General features: G+C 52.1%; 6 protein-coding genes and 1 pseudogene. 5 read left to right on the forward strand and 2 right to left on the reverse strand.

Going from position 1 to position 17,036, the window contains the following annotated elements; all coding sequences use genetic code 11:
• Positions 1-55 precede the first annotated feature (55 nt).
• The 5 genes and pseudogenes from dinD (at position 56) to Mal52_RS14520 (ending at position 8,503) form a co-directional block, all read left to right on the forward strand.
• On the forward strand, positions 56-913 hold the full coding sequence (gene dinD, locus Mal52_RS14500; protein WP_145376915.1) for a DNA damage-inducible protein D: 858 nt from the start codon (positions 56-58) through the stop codon (positions 911-913).
• Positions 914-3,808 (forward strand): annotated as a pseudogene (locus Mal52_RS14505) (site-specific DNA-methyltransferase).
• 1 nt (position 3,809) lies between these two features.
• On the forward strand, positions 3,810-5,630 hold the full coding sequence (locus tag Mal52_RS14510) for an AAA family ATPase (protein ID WP_145376916.1): 1,821 nt from the start codon (positions 3,810-3,812) through the stop codon (positions 5,628-5,630).
• Positions 5,631-5,736: 106 nt separating this feature from the next.
• Positions 5,737-6,366 (forward strand): AlbA family DNA-binding domain-containing protein, encoded by a 630-nt coding sequence (locus tag Mal52_RS14515; RefSeq protein ID WP_145376917.1) that lies wholly within the window; start codon positions 5,737-5,739, stop codon positions 6,364-6,366.
• A 64-nt stretch (positions 6,367-6,430) separates the two neighbouring features.
• Positions 6,431-8,503: a 3'-5' exonuclease gene (locus Mal52_RS14520; RefSeq protein WP_145376918.1), complete on the forward strand. Its 2,073-nt coding sequence runs from the start codon at positions 6,431-6,433 to the stop codon at positions 8,501-8,503.
• A 361-nt stretch (positions 8,504-8,864) separates the two neighbouring features.
• Here Mal52_RS14520 and Mal52_RS14525 read toward each other — a convergent pair whose 3' ends face one another.
• Together Mal52_RS14525 and Mal52_RS14530 are read right to left on the reverse strand one after the other, a co-directional pair.
• Positions 8,865-10,190 (reverse strand): hypothetical protein, encoded by a 1,326-nt coding sequence (locus Mal52_RS14525; protein ID WP_145376919.1) that lies wholly within the window; start codon positions 10,188-10,190, stop codon positions 8,865-8,867.
• Positions 10,191-10,424: 234 nt separating this feature from the next.
• Positions 10,425-16,670, reverse strand: a complete 6,246-nt coding sequence (locus Mal52_RS14530) for a tetratricopeptide repeat protein (protein ID WP_145376920.1) — start codon at positions 16,668-16,670, stop codon at positions 10,425-10,427.
• Between the last annotated feature and the right edge of the window lie 366 nt (positions 16,671-17,036).

A 17,036-nucleotide genomic window follows, 5' to 3' on the forward strand; every position in this document is an offset into this window, starting at 1 on the left:
TTTATGGAGCTGGTACGACAATTTTTTGTCGGCGCTCGCCGACCTGGGGGATTCGATGAAGCACGAAACGGTTATTGAATTGACAGACACATTCGAAGGTCATGCGCAGCAGACGGAGGACGGCGTCGAGTTTTGGCTGGCGCGTGATTTGCAACATCTATTGGGATACAAGGAATGGCGAAACTTTTCGACTGTGATTTCCAGGGCGAAAACGGCATGCGAGGTGTCTGGGAACGCGATTGAAGACCATTTTGTTGATGTCAACAAAATGGTCGACTTGGGGTCAGGGAGTACTCGCGAAATCGATGACATGATGCTCACCCGCTATGCCTGCTACCTTATCGCCCAAAATGGTGACCCCCAGAAAGAACCAATTGCATTCGCGCAGACCTACTTTGCGATGCAGACCCGAAAGGCGGAACTCATCGAGCAACGATTACTCGAATCGGAACGGGTATCTGCTCGACAAATACTGACGGTAACAGAAAAGGAATTGTCGTCAGTCATTTACCAACAGACCGGCAGTGATAAGAACTTTGGGATCATTCGAAGCAAAGGCGACCAGGCGTTGTTTGGCAAATCAACCCAAGCAATGAAGTCGCAATGGAATGTCCCAGCAAAACGTCCGTTGGCAGATTTTGCGCCAACGATCGTCTTAAAAGCTAAGGACTTTGCAACCGAAATCACGATTCACAATGCCAAAGAACATCAACTCGGCACCGAAAAGGCAATTTCAAACGAGCATATTACCAATAACAAGGCCGTCCGCCAGACCTTAATCAATCGAGGCATTCGACCCGAAATGCTCTCCCCTGCAGAAGATGTCAAAAAGGTTGAACGCCGTTTGGCATCAGAAGAAAAGAAGTCGCTAAAGAACCCTGATGCTCTCGGATTGGAAAGCAACGAAGAATAAATGGCGAAGAAAAAAACAACCAAAAAGAAAGCCACCAAAAAAACCGTCGAGGCCCTCACCCACGACGACGCTCGGCGCCCCAACATCCCCACCGCGGAACTGCAGTCGGTGATGGGGGCGGATGAGCAGAATCCGATTCGCGTTGCCTATGAGCGGCGCAATCGTGACCTCGACCCGCAGTTGGTTTGGCGGGGCAAGGATGAGCAGGATTGGTCTGATTTGGTTGTGCATGCGCCGCCGCTGTATATCCAGGAAAAGGTGCATCCCAAGGTGCTCGTCGAGGATCTGTTGCGGGAGAGCGAAGCCCGCGCAGGGGCGGGTCAGGAGCAGCAGTTGGACCTGTTCGCCGACTTCAACGGGCTGCCGGACGCCGGGAAATCGGCCGAGTTTTATCAGCACGAAGGGAACTGGACCAACCGCATGATCCTGGGCGACAGCCTGCAGGTGATGGCGTCGCTGGCCGAGCGCGAAGGGCTGCGGGGCAAGGTGCAGTGCATCTACATCGACCCGCCCTAGGGCATCAAATTCAACTCCAACTTCCAGTGGTCGACGACCAGCCGCGACGTGAAGGACGGCAAGGCCGACCACATCACCCGCGAGCCGGAGCAGGTCAAGGCGTTCCGCGATACTTGGCGGGATGGGATTCACTCGTATTTGACGTATTTGCGTGACCGGTTGACGGTTGCGCGGGATTTGCTCGCGGATACGGGTTCGGTGTTTGTTCAAATCGGCGATGAGAATTTACACCGTGTGCGTTCCGTTATGGACGAGGTGTTCGGCGAACAAAACTTTGCAAAGCTGATATTTTTCAAGAAGACGGCTGGAGACACCAGTCGGCTAATGCCAGCAATGGGTGACTACATTGTTTGGTTTGCAAAGAATATTGACATGGTTAAATTTCGACCGGTCTTTGTCAGCAAGATTCTCGGTCAGGGTTCTGGTGAGTTTTATTCAAACATCTGTTCTCCCGATGGTAGCGAATACCGCTCAATGTCTAAGGAGGAAAAACTAAATCCATCTTTAATCCCGAAAGGATGGCTGCCGTTTACAAGCGCAGACTTGAAGCGGGCAGGCTTTAGTCCTACCGCCACATTCGAGTACGAATATCACGGCAAAGCTTTCCATCCAGGATCAACTAGGCAGTGGAAAACGAATCGTGAAGGTATGCACCGCCTAAATGCAGCGAGTTGGCTTCATCCAATCGGGGAACACCTTCGCTATCGGCGATTCTTCAAAGACTTTTCCGTGAGTCTCATGGGCAACAATTGGACTGACACGGAAACGGGCAGTTTTATTCAGGATAAAGTGTATGTTGTTCAAACTGGTGCGAAAGTCGTCGAACGATGTCTACTAATGGCGTCTGATCCTGGTGACCTCGTGATCGACCCCACCTGCGGGTCAGGCACCACGGCTTACGTCGCCGAACATTGGGGCCGACGCTGGATAACCATCGACACATCCCGCGTCGCACTAGCGCTGGCTCGCGCAAGAATCATGGGGGCACGCTACCCCTACTACCTGTTGGCCGACAGCCCGGAAGGCAAACAAAAGGAAGCCGAGGTCACCCGCACCGAACCGTCCACCGCGCCGACATACGGCAACATTCGCCAGGGGTTTGTTTACGAGCGCGTCCCGCACATCACACTCAAATCGATCGCCAACAACGCTGAAATCGACGTGATCTGGGAGAAATTCCAGGAGACGCTCGAACCGCTTCGGAAAAGTTTGAATGGTGAAGTGGGAAGAGTGAAAGCTAAAATTGAAAAGAAGAATCCACAAGATCCGATTCTTCAAACCTCACCCTTCAAACTTCACCCTTTCGAGGAGTGGGAAATCCCCCGCGAGGCGGCGGATGATTGGTCCAAAGCGGCGAAGAAACTGCACGCCGACTGGTGGCAGGCCCGCATCGCCCGGCAGCAGGAAATCGACGCTTCGATCGCCGCCAAAGCGGACCACGAGTACCTGTACGACAAGCCGTACGAGGACAAGAAAAAAGTCCGCGTCGCCGGGCCGTTCACCGTCGAAAGCATTTCCCCGCACCGCGTACTGGGCGTGGATGAAGACGACGAACTGATCGACGACCGCAGCCCCAAGGCCGACAGCGGCGACGGGAAGGCCGATTTCGTGCAGATGGTTCTGGATAACCTGCAGACCTCCGGCGTGCAACAATCGGCCAAGGCGGACCGCATCACGTTCACGTCGATCAGCGGCTGGCCCGGCCAGTACATCGCCGCCGAGGCCCGCTACGTCGAAGGGGAATCGGAAGACGCGCCGGAAAAGCGGGCGGGCATTTTCATCGGCCCGGAATTCGGCACCGTCGCCCGGCAAGACCTGGTGCGCGCCGCCCGCGAGGCGGGGGATGCGGGCTTCGACGTAGTGATCGCCTGCGCCTTCAACTTCGACGCCCATTCGGCGGAATTCAACAAGCTGGGAGCAATCCCGGTCCTCAAGGCCCGCATGAACGCCGACCTGCACATGGCTGACGATTTGAAAAACACCGGCAAGGGCAACCTGTTCGTGATCTTCGGCGAACCGGACATCGACATCCTCGACGCGGCCGACGGGCAGATTCAGGTCAAGATCAACGGCGTCGATGTGTTCCACCCCCAAACCGGCGAAGTGCACAGCGACGACGCCGACGGCATAGCCTGCTGGTTCGTCGACACGGACTACAACGAAGAGAGTTTCTTCGTCCGCCACGCCTACTTCCTCGGCGCCAACGACCCCTACAAGTCGCTCAAGACGACCCTCAAAGCCGAAATCGACCGCGACGCCTGGGAGTCGTTAAACAGCGACACCTCAAGGCCGTTTGAAAAACCGAAGAGCGGGCGGATTGCGGTGAAGGTGATTAATCATTTGGGTGATGAGGTTATGAAAGTGTTTCGGGTGGAGTGACATGAAAATTTCATACTTCAAGATTGAGAATTTCCGAAACATTCGGTTTGCCGAATGTGAGAATCCACCTGATTTCGTTGTCATCTGCGGTGGGAATGGATGCGGAAAAAGTGCGATTTTGCAGGCGTTGATGACGGCAAAAGAAAGAGCCGGGGCATATGGCGGATTCAATGTTGACCCACGTGCCGTAACGGCAAACGCAAGCAATGCCATTATTGAGGTTCGCATCAGTTTTTCTGAAAGCGAACGTACTTGGTACCAAGAAAACCACGGGAAGGAATGTCCAGAATTTGATAATGTGATTATCAACATTTCTACCGGTGGCCAGGGACGTGCGACCAAACGTTCAGATTTTACTCGGACATTACTAAGCACATTTTCACGAAAATACAAAGGTTCTCCGGGTTTTTTTGACTACATCGATGCACATCGCATTCATGACAAGAAAGAAGTGTCGACGTGGGACGCGTCCTCCTTAAGTGAGGAACGGGTTAAGCAAACCTTGGGGGCAAGTGGTCGCGAGAAATTCCAATTTACTAAGGAGTTTTTGGCATCAAAGGTGCTGCGCGATTTGCAGTTATTGCAGGCAGCTCACCGGCAGAATAAAGGAACCAAGGTGCTGATGGATTCCGTGGCGCCAATTCAAAGGTTTTTCAATCGATTCTTTTCGCCTATGGAGTTTGTTGATGTTCGGATCGATACGTCACCATTTCAATTCATAATCCGTACACCTCACGGTGACATTGACATCGACGACTTGAGCGCGGGTGAGAAAGAAATCCTGAACACGTATATACGATTTCACCAACTTCAACCGCGTGACGCCGTTATATTGTTTGATGAGGCAGACGCGCACTTGCATCCCGATTTGGAACGTCGGTACTTGCAGGAGCTTCGCACGATCGGTGAGGGGAATCAGGTATGGCTGACAACTCATTCTCCAGAGATGATGATTGAAGCGGGTAGCGAGTCGCTTTATACCGTGTTAAAGGAGCCCCCAAGTGAGGGCCAGAATCAGTTTGTCCGCGTCACCTCCAGCGAGGAATTACACACGGCACTGTCAGAACTCATGGGGTCACGTGGGTTAGTTAGTTTTAATCAGCACATCGTGTTCATTGAAGGAACCGATGCCTCAACTGATCGTCGCCTTTACGAACGGTTTTACCCGCCGAATGAGTACAACATTAGTTTTGTGCCGGCCGGTGATTCGCGCGTGATCGGACGGGTAGCCGAGCGAGTCAACCAGCTTCTATCTGAAAGCATCGGTTTTCAACAGTTTCATGCGATCGTCGACGGCGATTTTGAACGTGCTGTGCCTGATCCCCCTGATGGGCGCCTACACCGTTTGCCGGTGTATCATGTCGAAAACTTTCTGTTGGACGAAAACATAATTTTGTCGGTGCTAAGTGAGGTATTATCCGAGCGATGTCCGTATGAGGACGAAGATTCTATGGTGTCGAGTTTGCACCAATTGATGGTGGAAGATGCTCACTTAATGCCGTTCGCTAAAGCGGTGCTTGACTCTGACCGGGCCAGGAAAGCAAGGGAAGTACGCGACGCGATTTTTTCAGGCAACGACGATCAATCCATCGAAAAAGGGTTTGAATCGTATGCGGAGGCTTTGGCGGAAGCACGCTCTATCCTTGAAGGTGCTATTTCAGACGACACGTGGAGGTCTAGGTGTAAAGCACGCGACTTGTTGAGAGCACTTTGTGGCAAACATGGGATCAACTACGAACATTTTCGCAATCTGGTCATTAGCCGAATGGATGGACCGCCGCCTGGATTGCAAGCAATCATCGGCAAAATCCTTGAATCGTAACAGCACAAGTTGTACATCACGCATAAGCGACGCCGATGTATCGAGGGCATGCCGAAGGGCGTCCACGCAACACGGTAATTCAAATTAGAGTCAAGGAGCCACAATCGTGATTTCGAGAATGTTTGAAAACGTCACCGACGACGACATAAGCAACTTGATTCAACAAGGTGAAGGGGCGCAAATAGAATTCAAGCGGGATGTGATCAACATTTTAGATTTAGCGAAGCTGGTTTCTGCTTTTGCAAATACTGATGGTGGCGTGGCAATATTTGGCGTTGAGGAGCCTGATAAGATTGTAGGATGTAGTTTGCGCCGCACACAGGACCTCGTTGGGAAGATCGAGAATAGAATCCGTCCGGTTCCTGAAATGAGATTGCACGTTCAATCTTATCGTGGCGTCGAACTTGCAATCCTTGTCGTAAAGCGATTGCAGAGCGGACTTGCGATTTCTGACGCTGGGGCGTTCGTGCGCGAAGGGGAAGCTACGCGGCTCATTGATGCGTCGACGATTGAGCGGCGAATACCGGTCAATGAGCCGGTGGAAACGACAAATCAACATCTTCGAGAAATGCTTGAATTGATGAATGATCGCATTGCTTCTCTGCAGGTCGAAGTCGCATATCCTCGTACATGGCGTGGAAGGGCGATTGCTCTGGTTGTCGCCTTTACAGCAGGGTTTTTCGCTCGGCTCGCCGCAGGATGGGTGGCTGACCTATTTCAAGGCAAAGACGCGTGACAGGTGAGCATAGGGCGTTCTTTAACAAGGGCCTCGAAAAAATCCATCATTGCACGAGTGATCAATGGAATTTCGCATCTCCGACACCTTCACTGCCAGCTTGGCCAAGTTGAACGCCGCCGAACAAAAGGCGGCCAAGACGACCGTGTTCGATTTGCAGGTCGATCCCAAGAACCCGGGGATGAGTTTCCACCGGATCGACAAATCCAAGGACGACAATTTTTGGTCGGTCCGTGTCAGCCGGGACATTCGGATCATCGTACACCAAACCGCCGCCAGCTTGTTGATGTGCTACGTCGACCACCACGACGACGCGTACCGTTGGGCGGAGCGTCGCAAAGTGGAAGTCCACCCCAAGACCGGAGCAGCGCAACTAGTAGAAGTCCGGGAGCGGGTCCAAGAAATTACAGTGCCGGTCTATGTCGAGGTCGAGCAACCGGTGCCGGAACTTCCGCCGCTGTTTGCCGACGTGCCACCGGATGACTTGTTGAGCTACGGCGTGCCACCCGAGTGGCTCGACGATGTCCGCACGGCCACCGAGGACACGCTGTTTGAATTGTCCGAACACCTACCGCACGAGGCAGCGGAGGCATTGCTGCAATTGGCCACCGGCGCGAAGCCCATACCGCTGCAGGAAGCCACCGCCGGAGCCGACCCATTCGCGCACCCAGATGCGCAGCGACGATTCCGAGTGATGACCAATGTGGAGGAGTTGGAGCGGGCGCTGGAATACCCTTGGGAAAAATGGACCGTCTTCCTGCATCCCGGCCAACAGGAATTAGTCGAACGCCAGTTCAACGGCCCCGCTCGCGTTTCGGGTTCAGCGGGAACCGGCAAAACGATAGTGGCACTCCACCGTGCCGTCCACCTCGCCCGTCAGCACCCGGAAGCGAAAGTATTGTTAGCGACCTTCTCAGCAACGCTGGCGCGGTCCCTGGCGGCCAAGTTGGTGGTGCTGGTAGGCAATGAGCCCAAGATCGCCGACCGCATTCACGTCGAATCTACGGCGGGCATCGCACGCCAACTTTATCATGACTTAATCGGTGAGGTCACGATTGCGCCCCACACAACGATCCAGGAAATTCTCAAAACGGCTGCCACGAAAGTCGACGGGCATAAATTTTCGGATCAGTTTCTGTGGGCGGAATGGACAGAGGTCGTTGACGCTTGGCAATTGACCACCTGGGAAACCTATCGCAAGGTCACGCGACTGGGGCGCAAGACGCGGCTCAGTGAAAAACATCGCGAGATTGCCTGGTCGATCTTCGCCCAGGTTCGCGAGGAATTGGAACAACGAAATCTGACGACCATGCCGACGGTCTTCGGACGCGTGGCGGAGGCCCTGCGGGACAGCGCGAAACTACCTTTTGATTTCGCCGTCGTCGACGAAGCCCAAGATGTCAGCGTCCCCGAATTGCGATTCCTGGCTGCACTGGGGGCCGCTCGGCCCGACGGGCTGTTTTTCACCGGCGACCTCGGCCAACGCATCTTCCAGGCCCCGTTTTCCTGGAAAGAACTCGGCGTCGACATCCGTGGCCGCTCGCGGACTCTGCGGATCAACTACCGGACCTCGCACCAGATACGCGGCATCGCCGACCGTCTGCTGCCACCCGAAGTTTCCGACGTGGATGGCAATACAGAATCGCGCCGCGGCACGGTTTCGGTCTTCAATGGCCCCACGCCGGTCGTGCAAGTCTGCGACGACGAGTCAGCCGAAACAGCGACCGTCAGTCAGTGGCTCCTCGACCGCATCGCTGAGGGCGTCCAGCCGCACGAGGTCGGCCTGTTCGTCCGCTCGGCGGCACAACTACCGCGTGCCCAAAAGGCTGCTCGCACGGCCGCTGTGGCCGCTGTGGAACTCGATGACGAAGTGGAAACCAAAACTGGCCACATATCGATCAGCACGATGCACTTGGCCAAGGGGCTCGAATTCCGCGCGGTCGTTGTAATGGCCTGCGACGACGAGATATTGCCGTTGCAAGATCGCATCGAGACCGTCGCGGACGATTCCGACCTGGAGGAAGTCTACAATACCGAACGGCACCTACTCTACGTGGCCTGCACGCGGGCACGGGATCAATTGCTGGTGACGGGTGTCGAACCGGCGTCGGAGTTTTTGGATGATCTTTGCAAGTAGAGGTGTTGTGTCGTTGATACATTTAACCTTGCAAAACCCATGTTGAGCGGTCCAGAAAAAGCCTGCAGCAAGAGTCGCTCGATTATTTCATTGCGTTTGGTCCGAACCACTTCGACAATCTAATCTCGGAGTACGTCGAGCATTACCACACGGAGCGGCCGCATCAGGGGGGGATGTGCCGTTGGCAGGTGATTTCTGCGAGGGTCAGGGTACTAAATCCGATGCTGTGGTTTGTCGGACACGGCTTGGCGGCGTGTTGCGGTACTATGAAAAGCCAGCAGCGTAAAGTAGACGAGCACTCCATTCTGGAATTGGTGTCCAGCATGGATATGATAATATCCATGCTTCACCAGCTAATTGCTCAAAGTCTAAATTCGGCAACGCTGAGTTGAGGTTTATCCGACCGACCGAAATGCAACGCCCCAAATAACGTACCGTCAGGTAAGATGCTACCAGAGAACCAAGCTGGCCATTCGCTTGACTCTCGCAACATGCTTTTCCTATCCGGCTGAAAGTCGGCATCGGCATCGACAATGATGTCCTCCACGCTTCTCAGAATACTCACGTCAATTCCCATGATTGGTACGTCGACGTTCACCCCAGGGTAAGAACGAATCAATGCCAGAAATACGTTCCACTCAATCAGTGCGAGCCCAAGCGCCTTCATTTCACTTTTTGTAACAATGGCGAATGATTCCTCTCCAAAACTAATCACAACTAGGTGTCGAGCTGATGTGTCGGTTGTTTGGGCAGATCGGAGCGCCATTCCGGCCCCGACAAGGCCCATACCGATCAGCCACGCTCCATAATTGCCTCGTCGAATCCAGTCATTTCGAAATGGCACTGTTTCATCAGCCGTTGCATCTGTTTCCGGATCTACAAACGCGAGAAGTGACGAATCCGGATACGGGTCGGCCTCCTCCCTCAAGTAAAGGCCGACTGCAAATAGTTTTTTCGGTTGCGGAGAAATCAAATTAGCCCAAGCATCTACTTGCTCAAGTCCCTCGGCAAGATTTTGTTTGACCATTTTGGGGCTGGAGTCCGGAGGAACAAACGCACCTTTTGCCTCCGCCAATGCAACCACCCCCTGGCCAGTCTCAAAAGCAAAATCCGGCTCCTTCTCCGGTGTCTTCCTCTTGAAACGTTTCTTGATCAACTGAGCGAACTGAACTTGCTCGTTATGTGAAATGCGGACATCATTCATCGCGCGTTCAAGGAGCGATGGAATATGATCCCAATATATATACCCTTGCTGGAGCATGAAGAGATATGTTGCCGCTTCCCCAAATCGACCTGCCAATGCAGTGCGTGACGAGTCCTTGCGTGAAAATATCCCACTCCGACGAAGTCGCAGAGTCTCACCAGACCATCGCAAAAGAGACGCCGTCTGAAACGCGATTCCCAACGCGCCCATTTTGACTGCATCTTCATCAAATGAGCCGGCCAATTCAGTCTTGGCTGCTGCATGGTAAAACTGCCAAGCTTCAATTGGTAACTCGGTTTTCGCATGTCCAAGACAGGTCGTCGCCAACGCGCTATCATCGTTCGGCCATTTCTGCGGCGATCTGACAATTCGCCTATTAGGGGTTGAGACCGCTGATTTCTCCAGTTCAACAATTGGTACGGTCGACGAACCGCGGGGTAATTGAGGGCCTAGTACCTCAAGCATTCGTAATGTCTCGCACATCTAACATGTCCTCGCAGAAGTGTCATTGCTTCATTACCATTGTCGCGCGATCTCGAATAAGTCGGAGCGTTATCAGACGAGATCACGACCAAAGTCGCGAGATTCAGAGATGCGTACAAAGGACGCATTCTCGAACTGGACCGCCGAGGCTCATCGACTTTCTACGATGGATGCATCGGTTCACTAATAGAACACCACGCCATTTCTTGTAATAGACACATTCGAACCACCAATTTAACGGCGTAGTGAAGCGAGGGTATCACGTATTCTGGCGGAAACAAATGGCGGAGCCCATCTGGCGACTTCCTGGAAATGCGTTCGCCACAACTCAAACTGCTCACGCGTATATTGCGAATGGCTACCACCAAGTGGACGTCGCAACAACGCCGGAGCTTCTCCAGCAGTAGCGGCAACGATGCTAAAAGCTAAGAGTTTCTGTCGACGTTCCTCTGGCATTTCCGCTGTTAGCGCAGTATCCAAATATGCATTAGGAAGTAGCACATCCCATGAATCACGGAATCGAGCCTGCACCTCGCCAAAGAAGTCCGCGACATCAACTAATGCGTCGCTATCCATTTTTGAAAGAGTATCGCGATACCAATCTGCCGACTCGAGTAGTCTAGCAACATCTTGATGCGGAAACACGCCGGTGTACGATATCGAATGTAGCAAACTTGAAACAAATCGTTGGCTCATCGTTTCTAGCTGTGAAATCCCTTCTAGCGACTTGATGGCCCATTCGTCTCCATGCGTGAGTTCCGTTGCGTCAATTGCTGATTCCAGAAGTTTTCTTGCCGAAGCATTCGTTAACTCCTTAGCAACCATTACAGACACGGACACCGCTGACTCATTGTGAGCCCAGATGTTATTTGATTTATTAGCCTGCCCCGAATCGAATCGTAGGCAACCCACCGTCAGAAGATCCGCGAGACATCGTTGTTGCGCGCCGCTTAGATGTCCAACACCAAGACTTGATGCTTGGCAAAGCGACAAGGCAAGAGCATAAGGCCAACTGGCAGGATGATGAAGTGCGATATGTCTTGCCTGAGACGACTCGCGGCTAGGCCGAGCCACTTCCCACGCCAACTGAGTTGCGAAAGCCAACTGTCTTATATCGTCACGAAATGCCGTCAGCGTTTCGTCACTGCTCCCATAATCATCGATAACATCGGACACTTGCGCTCCGGCCCAATAAGAAAGGCACAACAATTGTTCGTTCGGGAGAAATGGCGCATGAAGCTCGAAATGACGCAGAAAATGCTGCGTGAGATTGTTTCGAATCTCCCAAAGGTACGTTGAAACATCGTGATTAGACTCTTTTCTGGCAACATTTAGAACTTTAAAACACTCCGACCAAAACTCATCTTGACGCTGTTTTGGGATCAGGGATGGGTTCTCAGCAAAGGCTCGGCATGCGTGATAGCGACGAAATATAGTTCGCCTCTCTTTGACCCAATTCCATACCGTCTTCCATACCGCCGTGCTATTCGCCGACTCGCACCATTGCTTTAGTAGCCCTCCCATTGAGAATGGAATACCCAATGGCAAGTGTCCAAACCTCACCTCGTAGGCATCCAACGTTTTTGCGAGAGAACTGTGGTCAACGAGGCGACCAAACATTCTAACACATTGTTTGGCTGTGCGACCGTCACCATGGACTGCACAAAGGTGTTGAACGTCGGGCCGAAGTACTTTGCCCCAGTGATAGTCGCAATTTTCATTTAATGAAGCATGCAAGCTTTGACGGAGCGCGCTGATCTGAATTTTAAAATCACCGGCGAGACAGTCCTGAATTCTACACGCGACGGGAAACCAGGTTATAAACTCATCGGAAGTCGAGGACTCGCTACCTACGTTAATCGTCTCCTTGGAGTATGGCGATAGAGGGCATTCGCCCGAATCTTTGATAAACGTGATCGCAGCACTCCTCGCTTCCTTGCTTGGTGCGACCAAGAAATCCGGAACGAATTCAGCATACCGCGCCTTACTTCGAGTCTGATCGCGATGTTGGAAGAACACGTATGGGCCTGGCTCGGAAATCGGACTTCGTTTCGAACTTGATTGGATGGCGGATATCACCGCCTCGTCTGGCGTTGGCAACTCCTGGCCCTGATCAAGGATGCCGAGGTGCTCCGCGAGAAGACATGATCGCACGCCTTGAATACGCCCGTCGCGAATCAGGCTGATTAGAAACATACGTTGCTGGTAAGCAAGCTGAAGTTCCTCTTCGTCCTGGAGACTATTCGTTTCGACCGTAAGAATATGACTGACAACTGATTCGAAATCTCTTTCTGTTATGCCAATTAAGTCTGACACGGCTTTTACGGCGGCCTTTGCCGTTAACAGGTCGTCAATATCACACGCTCGTACCAGAAACGCCGCGAGAAATGTCTCGACCGAGCTTTCTGCCAATTGGAAACGCCCCGATGTTGGCAAATTACGTGGGGGGGTGGGCAGGCACTCCGAAACAATCCACTCTGTGAGCGTAATCCGTTGTTTCTCGTCCAATTCCTTCAGATTCCACACTTGTGCTGCAAACTCGGCCCAACGGCCCAGGGACTGTATGTAATAATGAAGCGCTACGCTCGTGGCCGGCTCGGTTGGCTCTTTGCCCGCCAGCAGACCACAATCTCTCATACAGTCATGCATGTACTGACTGATTTCAACCAATGGATCATTTATGCCATGATAGCGTCGGACAAAATCCAACAAGACCGTCGCATCCGGGAGCAAAAACCGGTATCGCCATCGCACGAGTTGCAGAAATGCGTCAGCAAATTGTTCACTGGAAATCTTGCCTTCCTGATACATCCGTTTGATAACGCAATCAGTGCTGCAAGCGGTAGTTTCAACATTCGATGTGTCATTCATTACGCCCATCAAACAGAACCGATCGTCAGCCACCAGGGGGATTTTCTCCTGGAGTGCTAAAAGCACGCCATCGATCATCCATTTTCGCTGGCGTTCGCTTTCGTCGACTGGGGCTCCGGAATCGTCGTCGGATTCGTTGGACGGAGATGTAATGACAGCCTTAGCCGTAATTCGGTCGTTGTTTAACCACGCCGCTCCAAGGCTTTCGTTGAGCTCGGCCATTTCTTGGTCGAAGCGAAAACGGTCGATTTCGTGCCTAATCTTTTCGTAACAAACGTCGGTGATACAAAGAGCCATCTCTCGAAGAAGTGGTTCCAGACAGCCGGAAGTGTGCAAGAGAAAAATCGCGGTCTCATCAATCATCACCTCACGGGAAGCCATAGCTTCTGCAAATCCCTCACGTGCCGTGTCTTCTGTTCGGCTCTGCTGGATGTTTTCGACAACGCCCAAGTCAATTTTGCCATTTGCGAAGAGCCAACGGGCAATATCCAAGGGGCGAAACACTGATCCTGAGCGAGTCAAGCCATCCTTTTCGGAGACGAGTGTGATACCATCACTCGAATCGGCCGATTTGATCGTTACGCGTGAATTTGGCAATTGGATCTGTTCTATGATTGCTTCGAGTGCCGTCCATTGAGACTGTTGCCCCGATTCCAGCATCGCTTGATCACGCAATCGCTTCTTATCATACTCGTCCGGATATAAGATCGTGCCAAAAAAGGAGGCCGCAACATCCAATAGGTTGAGTTGGTGAAGTGTGATCAAAGCTGACAAATCCATTACGACTCGCTGTTCGGGTGGCGGAGCTTGAATATCGACAAGGGTGCTCACCTGATCGCCGGCCTCACGAACAGCAAACGCATTTGTCGCGTAGATGGAATATTCGGCATATGTTTCAGGAGTTGTAAACAACGCTCCTGGTTGAGTGCGGATCTTCCAGATTTTACAAACTGGCGCATGGGCAACTTCGCTTACGATCGTCCAGGGAGATCGTGCTTCGATTAATAATTTGTTCAATCGCTCGAACGCGTCCCATCGCGCTTCCAAAAGAGCTTTGATGTCATCAGGCGCTACGGCATGGAGGACCCGTTTTTTTGCTGTTCCGTCCTCCTGTAATTCCAATATACGTTGCATCGCGCGTCCAGCAGCGGCATCTTGGCCCACTTCATAGCCCAGCCCCATGTAAACCGCAAGGAATTCGACATCGTCCCAAAACTCTTCTCGAACGCCGTAGAGCGAATCAAATGCGGCCCCTTTCTGACGACTGATTCTCAATAGACGCGCGCGCTGCAGTACCGCGTCGCGATAGTGGGGCTCACGTTCGCAAATGTCCGCACATAATTCAATTGCCGTCGAGACGTCGCCAGCAAGTGCGAATTCGCCGGACGCTTCGACTAAGTATTTGTGTCGCGTCGGGACTAGATTAGCTAATTGGACCAGATTGTCTGCCGCGCTTCGATGACGTCCAAGTCGCACATATCCAAAAGCAAGATTGTGACGTGCGTTGATATTTGTTGGTTCAAGAACCACGACTTTTTCGAGGCACTCAACCATTTCCTCAATACGGTCAGTTTCAGATAGTGCCATGGCGGCCTCATACCAGACGCTACCCCGACGACAGAACTGGGTCGCTTCCAGCAAGTCATTTGCGGCCTTGTTGAGGTCACCAAGCATGCGATGAGTGTCAGCTGAATACCTCAACCATTCCGGCTCAGTTCGATTCTCTTCCTCATCCAGCATTCTCCGTGCTTCTTCCGCTTCACCACGCCGAAGACACGACTGGACTCCAAGTAACCTATGCCTTGGATGTTCGGCTGGAAGATATTTTTTACAAAGTGCTACCACCACATTGAACCGCACGATATCGTCTTCAGCGACGACATCGGACATTAGTCCGATTATCCGATCTTGGCTCTGGTCATCTTTGGCAAATGGCAAAACACGACGAGCGTCGTCAAAAACCCTTATCGGTAGCTTTCCCAAGAAAATGAGATCAATCAGGACCGCAAGAAACTGTGCTTCAAATGACCGTGGGTGATCTTTGCGTAGATCTGCCGGAAGCGATTCTGACGGTGCTATGTCGCGCCGCATAACTGCGTGTGCTACGGCAATCGGAATTGGGCGACATCTTGCCAATATATTGGCAAGATCGCGGCATTCATTCTTCTGGCCAATTATGTGATGAGCGAGACATGCGTAACCAAGTGCATCCACCTCAAGTCCATTTGAGGGTTTTCCAACGGCAAGGGGACGGGCAATGACACGCTGAAGTGAGTCAATTGCTTTTGTAATGTCGGCCCGAATACCGTCCTTCACGTCAAGGGATGTCGTAATACCATCAGGGTGCCCAATCTTGTAGTGCAAGAGAATTGAGTGTGCAAAAGCCACATTGCATTGATCTGCAACGCGATCGTTAGCATTTTCATTCGCCCAATTTAACGCATTGAGGCCGTCATCTAATCGTGCGGCATTAATGAAGGCTACGATTGCCTGCTCAATCCACTTTTCATGATAGGGAGCCGTTGACGCTAAATCTGCCGCTTCCACATTTTTTTGTAGGTCGAGGTTCATTGCCAATCGAGTTGACAGAATTGCGGGCTCAAGCGAGTCTTCCAACATACTGTTAGCTTTATCCGAAAATCCTCGGAGATATTCCAACTTTGCGTCGAGAGCTATGACTCGGGCTTCGCTCTCGCTGTCGGAATGGTCCACCTCGTCTTTTGCCCGGTCCAAATGCTTTTGAGCTTCGGACAAATCGAGATTTCGCTTTTCGTTAGGGTGGATCATCTCTAATAATGAAAGATGAGCCAACAAAACGTGTGCCTTCGATCGAAGATTTGGCGTTAGGCGATCCCCACTGTGATCAAGCCATTGTTTAAGGCCCTTTCCCTTCTGAATTGCCGCTGTCGAATTGCGTAGCGCCAATTCCTCCTGAATCTCATCCCATCGCGTCTCTAATTGGCTATCGACGAACTGGCGTTCGCGATTGGAAAGGCGGATATTTTCGCCGATGAGGTAGTCAAAGTGCTCAATTTCCTGGGGCGCCAACGCTTCCTCATTCGTGACAGTGTCCCGCCGTTCAATCGTCCTCACAGACTCTACAATCTTCCCCTGGCCAGCAAGAAGCTGATATAGAATGCCTTGGATTTCGGTGTGTTCGGCCACATCGCCCTGGCGAGCAATGATTAAAAATTGAGCGAGGAGTTCACTATCCTTGGAAATGACAAATTCAATTGCACCACATACAACCCGACCAATCGTGTTTTGCACTTCTCGGATCTTATCATCGTTCCGTGATACATACGATAGCATGACCAACTGCTGCTCAATCAAAAACCTTCCGACCGCTGAAGGCTCATTTTCCGCGCAGAGTTTAAACAGAGATTTGAGATGTCCGGCCTCTAAGACATCTCGTCGAACTTGCGGAACCCCATCGCAGATTGTCTTGACATCCGTATCAGAACGAAACTTCTGATTGATCACTCTGGCCAGGTTAGCTTGGCGAAGTCGCTTTATTGCCATGTCCCATGCCACACCTATTGTTTTAGTCACAACAGTGCTGCCAAGCAATTTAAATACTGGCCACAAGACTATTCCGTCTGCCATCATCGCCTACCTTTATTGCGATTCCAGTTGTGTTTCTTAGACGCTTTAATGGTACACATCATTCGATTGCAACGCACGTCATCGTGTTACGGGGTATTGGGAATATGTGCCTTTCCCGAGTTCGATACAAAGATGCAGAGTTGGTAATGCGCCAATCGCACTTCTATCCAATGAAAGGGACTATGTGCGATGATAAGCAATGATGGTCGAGCGTCTGAGAAAGTCGTTGTTCGGACAACTCAAATTATTGGGGAAGTCTAAGCAGGATTCTACTCGTCGCGGTTCGCGACTCGATGGTAACCGCTACATTCTCGCTGGCAGCCTTTCAAGCCGCGTCAAAGACAAAATCCCGCGCTTGTCCTTTACGCT

The organism is Symmachiella dynata (assembly GCF_007747995.1).
GTDB lineage: Bacteria > Planctomycetota > Planctomycetia > Planctomycetales > Planctomycetaceae > Symmachiella > Symmachiella dynata.

What these genes read in the sequence shown, in the direction of transcription:
- dinD (WP_145376915.1), top strand. Translation starts at nt 56, where the DNA reads ATGAAGCACGAAACGGTTATTGAATTGACAGACACATTCGAAGGTCAT.
- Mal52_RS14510 (WP_145376916.1), top strand. Translation starts at nt 3,810, where the DNA reads ATGAAAATTTCATACTTCAAGATTGAGAATTTCCGAAACATTCGGTTT.
- Mal52_RS14520 (WP_145376918.1), top strand. Translation starts at nt 6,431, where the DNA reads ATGGAATTTCGCATCTCCGACACCTTCACTGCCAGCTTGGCCAAGTTG.
- Mal52_RS14525 (WP_145376919.1), bottom strand. Translation starts at nt 10,190, where the DNA reads ATGTGCGAGACATTACGAATGCTTGAGGTACTAGGCCCTCAATTACCC.
- Mal52_RS14530 (WP_145376920.1), bottom strand. Translation starts at nt 16,670, where the DNA reads ATGATGGCAGACGGAATAGTCTTGTGGCCAGTATTTAAATTGCTTGGC.